This is a genomic window from Mucilaginibacter sp. P4_G9, from assembly GCF_056400985.1.
In genome coordinates, this window is record NZ_JBFUKF010000094.1 from 1 (window position 1) to 15,822 (window position 15,822).

Here is a 15,822-nt window from a genome sequence, read left to right on the forward strand (position 1 = left end):
CCATAACTGTATCAGGCGCTGCCGCCATAACTGTATCAGGCGCTGCCGAAGGTGGTAAAATTACGGTTACTGCCAATGCTAATAAAGTGGTACAATCGGTGCATATCGATAGTGCTTTTTTGGCTGATGCTGATAAAGAAGAACTGGAAGAATTACTGGTTGTGGCCTTTAACAAAGCCATGGAGCAAGCCGATAATATAAGCCAGGCCGAAATGGCAGCCATGACCAAGGAAATGCTTGGCGGTATGGGCGGCTTAGGCAGCTTATTTGGCAAGTAAGCCCCCTAATATTACACAAATACTATTACTATGAAAACTACTTATTACGGCCAGTCAACCGTTGAAATAGAATTAAGCAGTGGTAAAAAACTATTGTTTGATCCCTTTATATCACACAATTCGCTGGCGAAAAATATTGACCTCAAAAGCATAAAGCCAGATTATATCCTGGTATCACACGGCCATGGCGATCATGTTGCCGATTTATTAGAAGTACAAAAAAATAGCGGCGCCAAAGTTATCTGTATTGCCGAAATTGCCAACTGGCTTAACAGCAAAGGTGTTGATAATGTACACGGAATGAATATTGGCGGCGGTTTTAATTTCGATTTTGGTCGGGTCAAAATGGTGAACGCGGTGCACTCCAGTACCCTACCCGATGGCTCACCAGGTGGTAACCCTGCCGGTTTCATGCTATCTGTTGAAGGTAAAAAAATCTACTTCGCCGGTGATACCGCGCTTACTTACGATATGAAACTGCTGGCCGATGAAAACCTCGACTGGGCTTATTTACCTATCGGTGATAATTATACCATGGGTGCTGATGATGCCATTAAAGCCAGCACTTTCATTAACTGTAAAAACATCATCGGGATCCATTATGATTCTTTCCCCGTTATAAAAATTGATAAAGACGATGTAAGGGAAAAATTCATTAAAGCAGGATTGAATTTAAAGCTGCCTGCTATTGGTGAAACGATGGATCTGTAGCTTTTTAATGGTCATACCGAACTTGTTTCAGGATGCCCCCGGACACAAATAAAAAAGCCTCCCGACATAATCAGGAGGCTTTTTTGTTACTGAAGGTTACTTCTTCATTTTCATAGTGTCTTTTTTCATTGTTGTATCCTTCTTCATCTTCTTTTTCATTTTTTTCTTGGTGGTATCAGTTTGCATAACACCATTTGAAGATTTTACCGGAGCCCCGTGTGCAAAAACGCTTCCAAAAGAGATCGCTGCTAAAGCAATCATACAAAGTACCTTTTTCATAGCTTCTTATGTTTTATAGTTTTTATACTATATATAACGAATTAACTACAGATTGTTTTATTTTCTGCCAAATTAAATAATCGTCCCGTTAGGAATAATAGCACGTTTTTTAACAACTACAATGCCATCCTGTACGGTATGGGTGCCATAATCGCCGTCTTCCAGCTTTTCACCACAGTTGATAACAACATCGTCGCCGATGTAGGTATTTTTATCAATAATGGCATTTTTAATCTTGCACCTGTCGCCTATACCCATTAGCGGCGATGCGCTTAACTTCAGTTCTGCAATCTGCTCCAACGTTTGGTAGGTATCATTTCCCATTACATAGCAGTTCTCAATTTCTGTTTCAACCCCAATACGGGTACGGATGCCGATTATGGAGCGTGTAATTGTTTTTGCACTGATGATGCAACCATCGGCGATGATAGATTTATTTAAAGTTGTACCTGATACCTTTGATGGCGGCAGCATGCGCGCACGGGTATAAATATGATTTTCGCCAAAAAGGTTAAACTTAGGGATCTCGTCTGTTAAACCAAGGTTGGCGTCAAAAAATGATGGAATGGTACCAATATCTGTCCAGTAACCTTCGTATTGATAGCTTAACACTTTATGCTCAACTATTGATTGCGGGATGATCTCTTTACCAAAATCGGTACGGTCATTGCCTTCCAATAAATCATATAAAAGTTTACGGTTAAAAATGTAAATCCCCATAGATGCCAGGTAAACCCTGCCCTCGGCCTGCATTTCATCGCTTACCTCAGATGCCCAGCTTTCAAAGTTTGATTTTGGTTTTTCGATGAATGCGGTTACCATGCTGTTCTCATCAGCTTTTAAAATACCAAAACCCGGTACATCAGCTGCATCAACAGGAATTGTTGCTATGGAAATCTCGGCACCTGCTTCCATATGCTTGTCAATCATATCCTCAAAATCCATCTGGTATAGCTGGTCGCCGGATAGGATCAGTACATACTCAAATTCATGTACTGCCAAATGATGCAGGCTTTGCCTTACTGCATCAGCAGTTCCCTGGAACCAGGCAACGCTTGATGGCGTTTGCTCTGCGGCCAAAATATCAACGAAAGCATCGCTAAAGCTGCTGAAGTGATAGGTGTTTTTGATGTGCTTGTTTAACGATGCGGAGTTAAACTGTGTTAACACATAAATGCGCGTAATACCCGAGTGCAGGCAATTCGAAATTGGAATATCAACCAGGCGATACTTACCGGCAATTGGCACAGCCGGTTTTGAACGTGTTGCAGTAAGTGGCGATAAACGACTGCCCTGGCCACCGCCAAGCACAATTGAGATTACTTTAGATGTCATAGTTGAGGTTTTAAACTTTCATAAAGGTTTATATATTCTTTGGCCGAACGGTCCCAAGAAAAATCGAGGGCCATCATACGCTTGCGGAGTATTTGTAGTTGGGCGGGGTTTTGGTAAAGTATTTTGGCTCGGGTAATAGAATGGCAAATATCATCAACAGAAATCTGGCTAAAGCGAATACCGTAGCCATCCTCGTCGCCAAAATCAATTACCGAATCTATTAGTCCGCCAGTACTGCGTACAATTGGCATGGTGCCGTAACGTAAAGAGTACAATTGGTTAAGCCCACATGGTTCAACACGCGATGGCATCAGCAGGAAATCGGCACCGRCATACACTACATGGGCCAATGATTCATCATAGCCAATAAAAACATTGCAACGGCCGGGATATTTATCTCTAAGATCCAGCAGGTCCATTTCCATATCCGTATCACCCGAGCCTAATATAAAGAAGTTAACATCGTCTCCATATTCGGCCAGTGTACGGTCAATGGCATCGGGTAGCAGATCGGCGCCTTTTTCGATAACCAACCTGCCGATAAACACAAACAATGGTTTTTCGGGGTTTAAACCAAAGCGGGTGCAAAGGGCTTCTTTGTTGGCCTGCTTGCCTTTAGCCAGTGTTTTTATATTAAAATGATTGGGCACCATAGGATCGGTTTGGGGATTCCAAACTTCGGTATCAATACCGTTGATGATACCGTACCCTTTAGCTCTTTCAACATAGAAAAGGTATTCCAGTCCGTTTGAATTGATGGTAAGTTCGCGTAAATAAGTTGGCGAAACCGTAGTATACAACCAGCTGCATTTTACGGCAGCAGCTAACGGATTTATACCCGCGGCCCAATCAAGCAAGCCAATTGCCGACATGTCAATCTCGGGCAGGTAAGGCAGTTGTTCCCAGCCAAAAGCGCCGTGGTACTGACCATTATGTATAGTAAATACGGTTGGCACATTTGCCAGTCGTTTATATAATTTGGAATGATAAAGCAGGAACGGCACCAGGCCCGAATGATGATCATGGCAATGGATAATATCCGGGGTTTGCTGCGAGTAGCTGATCCAATCTAAAAAAGCCAGTTGGAAAGCGATGAACTGCTCCCTTTCGTCGGGATAACTATATACATCCTCCCGGTCAAGCAAGCCCGGTATCCTCACCAAAAAAAGCTCGAAGCCGAGTTTATCGGTCTTCTCCTTTAAAATTTCGAAATAAAGACGACGGGTATTCAATAAAGTAACGGCACTAAATACAACATCAAACTCGTTTTCACGGGTAAATTTACGGTCATAATAAGGCATCACAACAGCTGCCTGCAAACCCGCCAGGTTTTGATATTTAGGCAGTGCACCAACAACATCTGCAAGGCCGCCAACTTTGGCAACAGGGTAACATTCGGCACTCAGGTGGAATATTTTCATTTAGGTTTTATTGGCTCAATTTAAGGAAAGATTACCAAAAGAGAAACCTATAATAATTAATATAGTTTTTGAAATTTAGATAATAAATTGTAAAAATCTTATTAAATATTTACTGCTTATGTTGAGAGATTGGCAGAAAAACGAGAAAAATGTACCGTGAAGAGATAAGTGTTTGGCTACACTAAGGTGAGTTTGGGAGAGCAAAAAGCCTGCAAAAAGCCTATTTGTTAATACTTATGGGATGCCAAATTATTTCGGCATCCCACATACCAAGTATAAGACATGCAAAAGTATAGACCTGCCTATAGGATGTCGAAATAAATTCGACACGACTAATTTTTATTAATAACAGATATCAAATGAAGTGGCCGAATCAAACACACAATTAACCTCATTAATCACCACCCATCAAAATTAATGCGCCTCCAGCCAATTCAATCCCGTACCAATCTCCACCATTATAGGTACCGTGGTTTTAATTGCCGTTTTCATGTTGTGCATAATGATGGGTTTCACTATCTCGATCTCATCATGCGGTACATCAAACACCAACTCATCATGTACCTGCATAGTCATGCGTGCATCCAGGTTTTGAGCTTTAAACTCGCGGTGAATATTGATCATGGCTATCTTAATCATATCTGCTGCCGAACCCTGTATCGGGGCGTTTATAGCATTTCGCTCTGCAAAACCACGCACAGTTGCGTTAGCCGAGTTAATATCGCGCAAATACCTGCGTCGGCCCATCAGGGTACATACGTAGCCGTTTTCGCGGGCAAAGTTCATGGTATCGCCCATGTATTGTTTTATGCCCGGGAATTGGGTAAAATATTGTTCAATAATGTCGGCAGCTTCTTTACGCGGGATACCGAGATTTTGGGACAAACCAAAAGCCGATTGCCCATAAATAATGCCGAAGTTAACTGCTTTGGCATTGCGGCGTTGCTCGCTGGTTACTTCATCCAACGCAATGCCGTAAACATTGGCGGCAGTGGCGGTATGGATATCCAGGTTATCAACAAAGGCTTGCATCATGTTTGGATCTTTGCTGATCTCGGCAATAATGCGCAGTTCTATTTGTGAATAATCTGCAGATACAATACTGTGGCCGGCATTTCTTGGGATAAAGGCTTTACGCACTTCCCTGCCGCGCTCGGTACGGATAGGAATATTTTGCAGGTTGGGGTTAACACTGCTTAACCTCCCGGTTGCTGCTACAGCCTGGTTATATGAGGTATGCACCCTACCGGTCTTCGGGTTAACCATTGTCGGCAAGGCATCAACATAGGTTGATTTCAACTTTTGCAGTTGGCGAAAGTCCAATATATCCCTTACGATATCGCTTTTGGCCGCCAGAGAAAGCAGCACATCTTCACCGGTTTGGTACTGACCGGTTTTAGTTTTTTTCGCCTTTGGGTCGAGCATCAGTTTCTCAAACAATACTTCGCCCAATTGCTTTGGCGATGCAATATTGAACCTTACGCCTGCTTTTTCATATACTGTTTTTTCAAGCTTAGCAACATCGGTTTCCAGCTCTTTGCTAAACTGGCGCAGGGTATCATGGTCTATTTTTACACCTTCGTACTCAATATCGGCCAAAACGTATATCAGCGGATGCTCTATCTCGTTTATCAGTTTTTCGCTTTCAACCTCCTTTAGTTTAGGCTCAAATACTGCTTTTAGCTGCAGGGTGATATCCGCGTCTTCAGCGGCGTATTCTTTTATCTTTTCGATCTCTACATCGCGCATGTTGCCCTGGTTTTTACCTTTGGCCCCAATAAGTGAGGTGATAGAAACCGGTTTATAGTTCAGATAATTTTCTGACAGGATATCCATGTTATGGCGGGTATCCGGGTCGATAACGTAATGCGCCATCATGGTATCAAACAGGTTTCCTTTTACCTGCACACCATACCACTTTAATATCAGGATATCAAACTTCAGGTTCTGCCCTATCTTGCCTATCTTTTCATTTTCCAATACCGGCTTAAACTCATTAACAATGCTTTTAACGGCTTCCTGGTCAACCGGTACCGGCACATACCAGGCCTCGCCTGCCTTTACCGAGAAAGACATACCTACCAGCTCGCAATTGTTGGCATCTGTGCCGGTGGTTTCGGTATCAAAGCAAAAAGATTCCTGCTTTTGCAGCATGGCAATTAAGCTGGCACGCGCTTCAAAAGTATCTGCCAGGTGGTATTCGTGAGGTACGTTATCAATGTTTTTTGAGGCGCTGATAAAATCTTCGTGAATATTCTCCACATCAACGGTCATGGTGGTGCGGGCTGTTGCAACCTGCTCACCAAATAAATCTGTTTGCGTGCCTGCCGATTTAAATTCGGTTATGGTAAAATCATCGCCAAAAACACGTCTCCCCAGGGTGCGGAATTCCAGCTCGGCAAAAAGCGGTTCCAATAATTCCCTACTTGGTGCGCAGATTTCAAGGCCTGCCTCATCCAACTCAACTGGAACATTCAAAAGAATAGTAGCCAGTTTTTTAGACAACAAACCCTGATCGGCAAATTGCTCTATGTTTTCGCGCTGCTTGCCTTTTAACTCATGGCTATGGGCAATGATCTCTTCCATAGAACCATATTGTTTTATAAGCGCCTTAGCGGTTTTTTCGCCAATGCCGGGGATACCGGGAATATTATCAACCGCATCGCCCCATAAACCAAGTATATCTATTACCTGTTCAACGCGTTCAATTTCCCATTTTTCAAGCACTTCTTTAACGCCCAAGATCTCCATTTCGTTACCCATACGGGCCGGTTTGTAAATGCGGATATTATCGGATACCAGCTGGGCGAAATCTTTATCAGGTGTCATACAATACACCTGGTAACCCTTTTGTTCGGCTTTTTTGGCCAGGGTGCCAATGATGTCATCAGCCTCATAACCATCTGATGTAATAACGGGAATGTTGAATCCTAATATAAGCTTAACTACATACGGCAATGCTTTGGAAAGATCCTCGGGCATGGCTTCGCGGTGGGCTTTGTAGTGCTCATAATCGGTATGACGTTCGGTTGGGGCTTCGGTATCAAATACCACGGCCATATGGGTTGGTTTTTCTTTTTTCAAAACATCCAGCAGGGTATTGGTAAATCCCATTACTGCCGATGTATTCATCCCGCCCGAGGTAAACCGCGGACTTTTACTCAAAGCAAAATGCGCCCGGTAAATAAGAGCCATGCCATCCAAAAGAAATAGTTTTTTCATAATATTATTTAACACTAATTGCACGAATCAGAGCGAATTTCACGAATTCACTGCAACAGCCTTATGCAAAAATAGAATTAAATCCGGGACAATCCATGCCCATTAAAATTCGTGAAATTCGAATCAATTCGTACCATCCGCATATATTAAAATTCGCGAAATTCGATTAAATCCGTGACAATTCGTGTTCATTTAAAAGAACACTCCGGTATATGATCATTCACCATGCCTGTTGCCTGCATATGGGCGTAGCAAATGGTGGTGCCAAAGAATTTGAAGCCGCGTTTTTTCATATCCTTGCTAATGGCATCTGATTCTGCAGTACTTGCCGGAATTTTGTGGTGATGATTTATAATAGGTTTACCACCAGGCATAAAGCTGTACAGGTATTTATCAAACGAGCCAAATTCCTTTTGTATGCCTATAAAAAGTTTAGCATTATTGATGGCCGCCAGAATTTTAAGCCGGTTGCGTATAATACCCGTATCCTGCATTAGCCGTTCCACATCCTCATCGGTAAAAGCGGCTACCTTGTGTACGTTAAAATCGGCAAAGGCTTTTCTGTAGCCTTCGCGACGGCGTAAAATGGTGATCCAGCTTAAACCAGCCTGGGCTGATTCAAGGATGAGAAACTCAAATAGGATATGGTCATCGTGAACTTCCTTTCCCCATTCTTCGTCGTGGTATTTGATGTAGAGTTCATCGGTTCCCGGCCAACTGCAGCGGGTTATTTCTGTAGGTGAATTTGACATAATTGTTTTTGGTAAAAATTTCTAAACTTCATTCAACTCATCCCAATACTCCACCGCCCTACGGTAATGTGGTATAACAATTGAACCTCCAACCAGGTTAGCAATCATAAAAATCTCGTTCATTTCATCGTGTTTTACACCGGCCTCGTGGCATTTGCCGAGGTGGTATTTAATGCAATCGTCGCAACGCAGTACCATGCTGGCTACCAGGCCAAGCATTTCTTTGGTTTTTACGTCGAGCGCACCATCGGCATAGCTGGTGGTATCGAGTGCAAAAAAACGCTTAATGTTAGTGTTGGCAGTTTCCATTATCCGGTCGTTCATTTTAGTACGATAGGCGTCAAATTCTTCTGTTAGTTTTCCCATTTTCAAATTATTGAGTTATTGAACTGGTGATAGCCTGCATCAATTAAAGATTACTTTTGGCTATTTATTTTACAATTTTACTAATTTATTTAGCATTTAAAGTTATAAATATTTATTTTTATCCCAAGATTATTAATTTCAATTTTTACCACGCAATAAAACAACCATGGAAAGCCTGTCGCCCAATATTTTTGTTAAGGATATTAACGAAACCATCAAATTTTACCAGCTTTTGGGTTTCGACCTGGTAGTTACAGTGCCCGAAACCGGCACCGACCTGGTATGGGCCATGATGGCCAAAGGGAACGTTACTTTCATGTTCCAAACCTTTGCCAGCCTGGGTGCGGAGCTACCTGAAATCAGCCGGCAGGATGGCGCGTCGATGTTGCTGTACATTAAGCTTAAAAATATCAGGACATTTTTTGAAGGGATAAAGGATTTGGTTCCAGTATTAAAGGGCCTTGAAATTACTTTTTATGGTGCTACTGAGTTTTCAATAAAGGATAATAACAATTATGTGCTCACCTTTGCAGAGGATGAGTAAGCCCATCCCCGGAAGGCAGGGCTTAAAAAGTAAATTAAAAGACTCCCTTACCGGGGATATTTAGAGAGAACTTATGATCAATTTTAAACGTGCCGACCATATACATGTTTGTGTGCCACCAGAAAGGCTGGAGGAGGCAAAGGGATTTTATACTGATATTATCGGGTTGGATTTGATAGAAAGGCCAGACGTATTTACGTCAACAGGATACTGGTTTAATATAGGTGATATTCAATTACACATTGGTGTTGAACCATCGGCACGCCGTACCATCAGGCATACTGCTTTTGAGGTAACAAATGTTGTTGCTGCCCGCGGGCACCTGGAAGATCATGGGATTGAAATTGTGGAAGAACCCAAAATAGCAGGCCGTGAACGCTTTGCTTTTATTGATCCGTTTGGTAACCGGATGGAGTTGCTGCAGATGCTATAACGCCAGCTCGGTATTGGGATCCCAGAATACTGTTTTAAAATCCTGCACCTGATCGTCAGTTACTTTTACGCCTTCGCTTTCCAGCATTTCCTGCATCCTGTTTCCACCAAAATGAAACTTGGCAGTGAGCAATCCCTGCCTGTTTACCACCCGGTGGGCCGGCACCGGCGGATCAACCTTACCCGCGGCCTGCATAGCGTAACCTACCATGCGCGATGAACCTTTGGTGCCCAGGTACGATGCAATGGCGCCATATGAAGTTACCCTCCCTTTTGGTATCAGCCGGGCAACCTGGTAAACTTTATCAAAAAAGTTAATTTCTTCCATGTTATCAAAGCTAAAAGTTTAAGGCACAAAGCAGAACAATTGGTTGCTGTAATTATTTGACAATCTTTAAGTACAATTACACTTGGTAGCCGGGTTACGCAAACGAAAATTTAAGATAGTTAATGTTCTTATTATTTTTCAAATACATTTTCTCGTAGTAAGTTTTGATGGATAAAACCTCATCGGCATATGGCGAATGATACAAATCTTCGGTTTTAGTGTGCAATTTAAGTTTCAAATCTTCAATTTTTTCGACAGTATAGGCATGCAAACCATCGTTATCGGTTTTAAGATTAACACAGCCCGATGGCTTTAGTATTTCAATATACTTATTCAAAAAGCGTGGCGAAGTAAGGCGTTTTTTTTCGCGGCTCAGTTGGGGTTGAGGGTCGGGGAAGGTAATCCAGATCTCATCAACTTCGCCATCGGCAAAATAATCCAGCAGGTTTTCTATTTGTATCCTAAGGAAGGCAACATTAGCAACACCATCTTCAATAGCCGTTTTGGCGCCGCGCCAAATGCGGTTACCTTTATAATCAATACCAATAAAATTTTTATCGGGAAACAGGTTGGCCAGGTTTACGGTGTATTCGCCTTTACCACAGGCCAGCTCTAAAACAACGGGGTTGTCATTTTTAAAAAAACCGGCGCTCCATTGGCCCTTAAAAGGTTTACCGGCATCTAATTGCAATACATTACTAAAAGTATCAATTTCAGCAAATCGTTTTAACTTATCTTTTCCCACTTTATAAAAATAAAGTGCAAAAATAGGCTTTTCTGTTAATTGAGTGGAATGGGGTTTAAAATAGCCTTAAACAACTGCGCCTGTTGCTGGTTTTTTATAAGGTGCGGGCTTGTAATCATCCTTTGATTTCTTTTTGGTGAATTTTTCAAAAAGCCCCTTTACCGTACCCCAAATGCCCGAAACTGAATCCTCGTTAACATAGTTTGACGCTTTTTGAGATACCAGCCCAACCAGGGTTTTAATTAAAAAATTGGAGTTTTTAAAAATGGTTTTGTTTAACGTTAGCGGAATAACCAACCGGGAAACCAGGTTTATAATATCCGGGTGAAAAACCCCATGATCACGACCCTCGCTATCAACCGAGCGCGGAAATATTGACATAACAGATGAAAATATGGCAGAGGGACTGCTGAAGCGCGCCTTTAACGCCACGCTTTGCTGGCTTTCCACCGTCTTTAATCTGAAAATCTCGTCCTGCAGATCGTTTATACTTTTTATTTGATAGCTCATTGTATTTACCTTTTAAATATTTTCTGGATAAAAATGTTAGCCAAAGGCTTCTCAATGGCATTTTTATTGAGTTTTATAATAATCGCAATCACTAAATAAATAAGTGCAACGCATCCAAAGCCCTGCCACAATGAGTTAAACACATCACCTAAATAAAAAGCAAGCGTAAAACTGGCAAAAATAAAAGCCAGCAACATACTTATTGTAACAATAACATCAGTAATAGCACTTGCTAAAATTGAAGTTCCACCTTCAATAGCCTCATATTTTAAAAGCTTAAAACGCGTTTCGGCGTATTCTTTTAACTGATCGATAATAGGTGGTAATGGCGGTGGCGTTTCTTTTTTGGCTTCCATAGGTGTTTGTTTGTATTATAATTTTATAATCCCGGATAACTCATATAGGATGAATTATCCGGGTAATTTAAAATTATGCGTGTTCCAAATCGTCCTGGTATTCTTCTTCGGCGCCCCTGATTTTTGATTTAATGTTTCCAACCACCTTGTCTTTTAAGCCAACCAGATTATCAATTTCGGCCGCGGCGGTTTCTTTGATAGATTCGCCCAGGTTTTTTAATGATTCTGTAAGCTTATCGCGTGTTTCATCTCCCTTATCCGGAGCAAATAAAATACCTAAAGCTGCCCCTGCTGCCAGGCCCGCAAGTAAAGCAACAACTACTTTTGTGTTATCGTTCATTGTAATATAATTTAAAAATTGAACATTTGATTGATTAATACTAATACCTTGCCAAATATCATTAATTGTATTATTTGAATGCAATTAATGTATAAATTGTTTTTTTGTTTGTTGCGTTTTTGATGCTGTGTGTACAAAAGTATCCAATATAGGTGTCAGTTTTCCGGCACAGTACGTATCCGTTCCAGCCGGTCGGCAGCCAAACGGTTGGTTTCGTAAATCTCCATCAGCAGTAAAAAGTACGATAATAATACCGGCCCAAAAACCAGGCCCAAAATCCCAAAAAGAGGTATCCCGATAAATACCCCGATGATGGATATTATTGGGTGCGTATTGGCTATACGTTTATTGATAATCATCCTTAAAAAATTATCTACATTACCAATAAACAGTAAGCCATAAGCCAGCAACAAAACGCCCTGCAAGTTATGTCCCTGCGCAAACAGCACTATGCTTGCCGGTATACACAATGTTGGTGCGCCCACAACCGGTAAAAACGAAATAAATATAGCAATAACCCCCCAGAATACAGGATCGGGTATGCCAAATATCAAAAAGCCGTTGGCCAGCAGCACTCCCTGTGTTATGGCTATTATTCCTTGTCCTAAAACGTTCGAATAGGTAGAATCGCGTAGGGCGGCTGCAAATTTTAATGCATGCTGCTCCCTGAATGGCGCATACTTAAGTAAGCCGGCTTCAAATTCCCTCATCTGCGTAAGCATAAAATACAAAATAAAGTACAAAACCAGCAATGTTATGATAATGCTGGCCGCGCTGCTTAATATGGATGGAAATAAACCTGTGGCAATAGTGCCCAGTTTTTGAAGTGTATCTTCGGCGAAGTGTGGCTGATTAAGGTTTGCACCTGTAAAAGCATCAATTTTTGAAGTCCATTGCTCAATGGGAAGCTCTTTAAGATTTATGCTTGATATTTTCCCTACAACCATAATACTCAGTGTAAGAAAAGGGATAACAATAATAATAAGGGAGGTAAAAATAATGAGCAATGCAACCGGCGCTTTTGGCCAGCCCCGCTTCTCGGCCAGGTTAATATACAACGGCCTGAAAATAGTGTACAACACTATTGCCCCAAGTATGCTGCTGAACAAACCGCTAAGCGCATAAAGCAAAAAACATCCCAGTAAAATGATGCTTGCCAGGATGATATTATTGCGCTGCTTATAGTTAAAAATTGACATTAAAGGCTTGGAGTTTTTTTCAGAAAGTCAGGAAAAAAGAGCCAGGATAAGACTAACAATCAAAAAGTTTCCTCCTGATCTTTATCTATTGATTCTCTTCATTTATAAACAAAAAAACGCCAAAAAGTTTTAGCGTTTTTGAAAGAATATACGCTGTATTTAAGGTTTATCCGTATTGTTTAACAGGTTATTTATTTTGGTTGCACTTGTTGTAATAGTATCAATATAAAACAGGCAATCATCAGTAATATCAGGCAGTTCATATTTTAGCTGCTCAAGTGCAAGGTGAATGTTTGAAAGCTGATTTTTTATATCGTGCTTCAGCTTGCGCATATTTTCATCCTCTCCTTCTCTATGTTGTTGCAGTAAACCCATCGTTATTTAAGATTGATGGCCTTCATTTTATTATACAATGTTTTCCTGTCTATTTTCAATATTTCGGCTGCCCTGGTCTTGTTAAAGTTTACCTCCCTTAAAACCCTGATAATAGTTTCATACTCGGCCTCAAGCGCCGCGTTTTTCAGATCATGGCGATTTTCCCTTACTTCCGGAGCATCGTTTACTGATGAATTGTGAAAGCTATCAAACGATGGTGTTTTAAAGTTCGAGATTTCCAGCGGCAATGCTTTCATGGTTATCTCATTATCCTYGGCAAGCAATGCTGCCCTCCTGATCACGTTTTTTAGCTCGCGAATGTTTCCCGGCCAGCGGTAATTCATAAAGCAATCAACCACCTCGGGCGAAAACGTATCTACATTGCGCCCCAGTTCGTTGTTGGCTATTTTTAAAAAATGATCGGCCAGCAGCATAATGTCATTTCCGCGATCGCGCAAAGGCGGCATATATATGGTAAATTCATTAAAGCGATGGTACAGGTCTTCCCTGAATTTTCCTTTTTGGATACCATCCTGAAGGCTCTCATTAGTAGCTATAATAATGMGCACATCAAGGTCTATCTCTTTGGTGCTGCCTATCCGTTTAACCTTACGCTCCTGCACGGTACGCAACAGGGCTGCCTGTATCTCATAAGATAGGTTACCTACCTCATCCAAAAACAAGGTACCGCCGTTGGCCATTTCAAAGTGTCCTATTTTTGTGTATAGCGCACCGGTGAATGATCCTTTTTCATGACCAAAAAACTCACTGGCGGCCAGCTCTTTGGTTAGCGAACCGCAATCCATAGCAATAAATGGTTGATTATTGCGCGGACTGTTCAGGTGGATACTTTTGGCTACCGACTCTTTACCCGTGCCACTCTCGCCCAAAATGATCACGCTGTAATTGGTTGGTGCAACAAGTTCAATCTGCCTCAAAAGTTCTTTTGAAGCCTTGCTGGTGCCGGCAACAAATTCACTTGCAAAAACCTGCTTTTTGTGCTCCCTGCTTTTTGACTTGTCAGCTATTACAGAAGTAGCATTTTCCGTGTCTTCAACCAGGGCATAATGTGTTTCAACGGCTTTATTAATGGTATTTAATATCTCGTCGGGGTACAAGGGCTTGGTAATGTAATCATAGGCGCCCATTTTAATGAGCTCAACAGCCATTTTAATATCCGAGTAGCCGGTAATAATGATAACACCGGTTTTTGGATACTGTGTTTTGATGTTACGTAACATTTCCCGCCCATCGGTATCCTCCAACCTAAAATCGCAAAGTACAAGGTTGTATTCGCCTTCTTTAAGTGCCTCCATTCCGCCTGTGCCGCTTGTGGCGGTGCTTACTTCAAAGCCATTGCGTGTTAAAAATTTAGATAGCAACAAGCCTACATTAACTTCATCATCAATGATGAGGATTTTCTTCATATTAGTTATAACAGGTGGTAAAATGTATTAAAGGCGTTAAGTTACAAACAATGTTGCTAATTTTAGGATGTTTTATTTAATTATAGTTTTTCACAGGTTAAAAAAATATCCGAAAACAAAAAAGGGAAGCCCGATCTGGCCTCCCTTTTTTGTTCAATTTAATAGGTATAAGTAGGATCGATATTAAAACCCGTATGCTACACGTACACCTATAAAGTTTACTTTACTGGCATCAACACCGCTTGCATATTTGGTAGTTGCTTCATAACGTACACCTGCATCAATAAAACTGCCTGCACTTACCGGGAACTGAATACCTATTTGTGGAGCATAAACAAAGGCGGTTGATTTATTAGCACCAACATCAGATTTGTTTAGCAAAAACGCCGCGCCAGCTTCACCCTGTACATAAAAATTCTCAACCGGGAAGAATTTTAAACCGGCTTTTACAGGTATTAAATGAAAATCGKGTGCATCAAGATTAGCAATACCGCCAATATCTTTTTTACCAAAAATATTGTTGTAACCCGCGTTAACAGTTGCAAATAACTGGTTTTTGTACAAAGGGATGTCTGCCTGTACCGAACCACCTAAGTTCCATTTGTAGTTATCTTTAAAGTTGCCAACAGGGATACCCGCATCAACACCAATGCTGTAACGGATACCACCCGGGGTAGTAGTTGATGATGTAGTACTGGTAGTGGTGGTAGTTGTTTGTGCTTTTGCGCCCAATCCTAATCCGGCAAAAGCTAAAATTAAAGCTGAAATTTTGAATGTATTTTTCATAACAATTGTTGTGTTTTTGATTTTATTTGTTTTAAACACATGGCAAAGTAAAGCACCAGATGATATATGATTTTTCATCCCAAAGTCACGAATATTTAAGCGTTTGATTAACAATAATTTATTTTTTGACCATCCGGGTATCAAGGTCAGCTCATTGTAAAATAAGGCAGCGATTGCTTTTTTATTGTCAGAATTGACGCAGAATCAACATCGGTTTGGAAGGGCAAAAATTAATTTTTCTGCGTGAAATGGGTATTATTCTCAATGGAGACTGAAATTTGGTGAAAAAAAGTTACGCAATCTTTCTTTGTGGGCTCACGTAGATTTGTCATCCTGAACGAAGTGAAGGATCTATTCGCAGACTGTACAGGACGAAGAAGCATGGCGGAGAGTAGATACTTCACTTCGTTCAGGAT

The 15,822-nt window shown here is 41.3% G+C and carries 19 protein-coding genes; 4 read left to right on the forward strand and 15 right to left on the reverse strand.

The genetic code is table 11. The features are described from left to right. Nucleotides 1-2 precede the first annotated feature (2 nt). Both AC1DPZ_RS10650 and AC1DPZ_RS10655 read left to right on the forward strand, forming a co-directional pair. A complete protein-coding gene (locus AC1DPZ_RS10650; protein WP_477403037.1) occupies nucleotides 3-278 on the forward strand; it encodes a YbaB/EbfC family nucleoid-associated protein in 276 nt (91 codons plus the stop codon). 30 nt (nucleotides 279-308) lie between these two features. Continuing rightward, on the forward strand, nucleotides 309-989 hold the full coding sequence (locus AC1DPZ_RS10655; RefSeq protein WP_477403039.1) for a metal-dependent hydrolase: 681 nt from the start codon (nucleotides 309-311) through the stop codon (nucleotides 987-989). 96 nt (nucleotides 990-1,085) lie between these two features. Here the strand turns inward: AC1DPZ_RS10655 and AC1DPZ_RS10660 are convergent, their stop codons facing one another. The 6 genes from AC1DPZ_RS10660 to AC1DPZ_RS10685 all read right to left on the reverse strand — a co-directional run bounded on the left by AC1DPZ_RS10660 (nucleotide 1,086) and on the right by AC1DPZ_RS10685 (nucleotide 8,364). Further along, nucleotides 1,086-1,268, reverse strand: coding sequence for a hypothetical protein (locus AC1DPZ_RS10660; protein ID WP_477403041.1), 183 nt, complete (start codon nucleotides 1,266-1,268; stop codon nucleotides 1,086-1,088). 72 nt (nucleotides 1,269-1,340) lie between these two features. After that, entirely contained in the window at nucleotides 1,341-2,603 is a 1,263-nt protein-coding gene (locus tag AC1DPZ_RS10665; RefSeq protein WP_477403043.1) for a glucose-1-phosphate adenylyltransferase, read from the reverse strand. Then, nucleotides 2,600-4,024 (reverse strand): glycogen synthase, encoded by a 1,425-nt coding sequence (locus AC1DPZ_RS10670; protein ID WP_477403045.1) that lies wholly within the window; start codon nucleotides 4,022-4,024, stop codon nucleotides 2,600-2,602. Before AC1DPZ_RS10670 ends, AC1DPZ_RS10665 begins: the two co-directional genes overlap by 4 nt. Nucleotides 4,025-4,438: 414 nt before the next feature. Beyond that, nucleotides 4,439-7,246 (reverse strand): DNA polymerase I, encoded by a 2,808-nt coding sequence (gene polA / locus AC1DPZ_RS10675; protein ID WP_477403047.1) that lies wholly within the window; start codon nucleotides 7,244-7,246, stop codon nucleotides 4,439-4,441. A gap of 188 nt (nucleotides 7,247-7,434) precedes the next feature. After that, on the reverse strand, nucleotides 7,435-7,998 hold the full coding sequence (locus AC1DPZ_RS10680) for a DNA-3-methyladenine glycosylase I (RefSeq protein WP_477403049.1): 564 nt from the start codon (nucleotides 7,996-7,998) through the stop codon (nucleotides 7,435-7,437). Nucleotides 7,999-8,019: 21 nt separating this feature from the next. Further along, complete coding sequence (locus tag AC1DPZ_RS10685; RefSeq protein WP_477403051.1) at nucleotides 8,020-8,364, reverse strand: carboxymuconolactone decarboxylase family protein; 345 nt, start codon at nucleotides 8,362-8,364, stop codon at nucleotides 8,020-8,022. Nucleotides 8,365-8,530: 166 nt separating this feature from the next. Between AC1DPZ_RS10685 and AC1DPZ_RS10690 the strand changes: the two genes are divergently transcribed. Both AC1DPZ_RS10690 and AC1DPZ_RS10695 read left to right on the forward strand, forming a co-directional pair. Further along, nucleotides 8,531-8,908: a VOC family protein gene (locus AC1DPZ_RS10690; RefSeq protein WP_477403054.1), complete on the forward strand. Its 378-nt coding sequence runs from the start codon at nucleotides 8,531-8,533 to the stop codon at nucleotides 8,906-8,908. A gap of 73 nt (nucleotides 8,909-8,981) precedes the next feature. Then, a complete protein-coding gene (locus tag AC1DPZ_RS10695; RefSeq protein WP_477403056.1) occupies nucleotides 8,982-9,341 on the forward strand; it encodes a VOC family protein in 360 nt (119 codons plus the stop codon). Here the strand turns inward: AC1DPZ_RS10695 and AC1DPZ_RS10700 are convergent. The 9 genes from AC1DPZ_RS10700 to AC1DPZ_RS10740 form a co-directional block, all read right to left on the reverse strand. Further along, nucleotides 9,336-9,668 carry an MGMT family protein gene (locus tag AC1DPZ_RS10700; protein ID WP_477403058.1) on the reverse strand — a complete coding sequence of 111 codons (333 nt, stop codon included), beginning with the start codon at nucleotides 9,666-9,668 and terminating at the stop codon, nucleotides 9,336-9,338. The two genes, AC1DPZ_RS10695 and AC1DPZ_RS10700, sit on opposite strands and share 6 nt — an antisense overlap. Nucleotides 9,669-9,762: 94 nt before the next feature. After that, nucleotides 9,763-10,413 (reverse strand): tRNA (guanosine(46)-N7)-methyltransferase TrmB, encoded by a 651-nt coding sequence (gene trmB / locus AC1DPZ_RS10705; RefSeq protein WP_477403060.1) that lies wholly within the window; start codon nucleotides 10,411-10,413, stop codon nucleotides 9,763-9,765. Between the two features lie 66 nt (nucleotides 10,414-10,479). Further along, complete coding sequence (locus AC1DPZ_RS10710; protein ID WP_477403063.1) at nucleotides 10,480-10,923, reverse strand: hypothetical protein; 444 nt, start codon at nucleotides 10,921-10,923, stop codon at nucleotides 10,480-10,482. A gap of 5 nt (nucleotides 10,924-10,928) precedes the next feature. Beyond that, the gene (locus tag AC1DPZ_RS10715) at nucleotides 10,929-11,279 is read right to left on the reverse strand and encodes a phage holin family protein (protein ID WP_477403065.1); all 351 of its coding nucleotides are present in this window, start codon (nucleotides 11,277-11,279) and stop codon (nucleotides 10,929-10,931) included. Between the two features lie 73 nt (nucleotides 11,280-11,352). Continuing rightward, nucleotides 11,353-11,619, reverse strand: a complete 267-nt coding sequence (locus tag AC1DPZ_RS10720) for a YtxH domain-containing protein (protein ID WP_477403067.1) — start codon at nucleotides 11,617-11,619, stop codon at nucleotides 11,353-11,355. A gap of 155 nt (nucleotides 11,620-11,774) precedes the next feature. After that, complete coding sequence (locus tag AC1DPZ_RS10725) at nucleotides 11,775-12,818, reverse strand: AI-2E family transporter (protein ID WP_477403069.1); 1,044 nt, start codon at nucleotides 12,816-12,818, stop codon at nucleotides 11,775-11,777. Between the two features lie 159 nt (nucleotides 12,819-12,977). Then, on the reverse strand, nucleotides 12,978-13,193 hold the full coding sequence (locus AC1DPZ_RS10730) for a hypothetical protein (protein ID WP_477403071.1): 216 nt from the start codon (nucleotides 13,191-13,193) through the stop codon (nucleotides 12,978-12,980). Nucleotides 13,194-13,195: 2 nt separating this feature from the next. Continuing rightward, nucleotides 13,196-14,620 (reverse strand): sigma-54-dependent transcriptional regulator, encoded by a 1,425-nt coding sequence (locus AC1DPZ_RS10735; protein WP_477403073.1) that lies wholly within the window; start codon nucleotides 14,618-14,620, stop codon nucleotides 13,196-13,198. A 183-nt stretch (nucleotides 14,621-14,803) separates the two neighbouring features. After that, complete coding sequence (locus AC1DPZ_RS10740) at nucleotides 14,804-15,406, reverse strand: hypothetical protein (protein ID WP_477403075.1); 603 nt, start codon at nucleotides 15,404-15,406, stop codon at nucleotides 14,804-14,806. Between the last annotated feature and the right edge of the window lie 416 nt (nucleotides 15,407-15,822).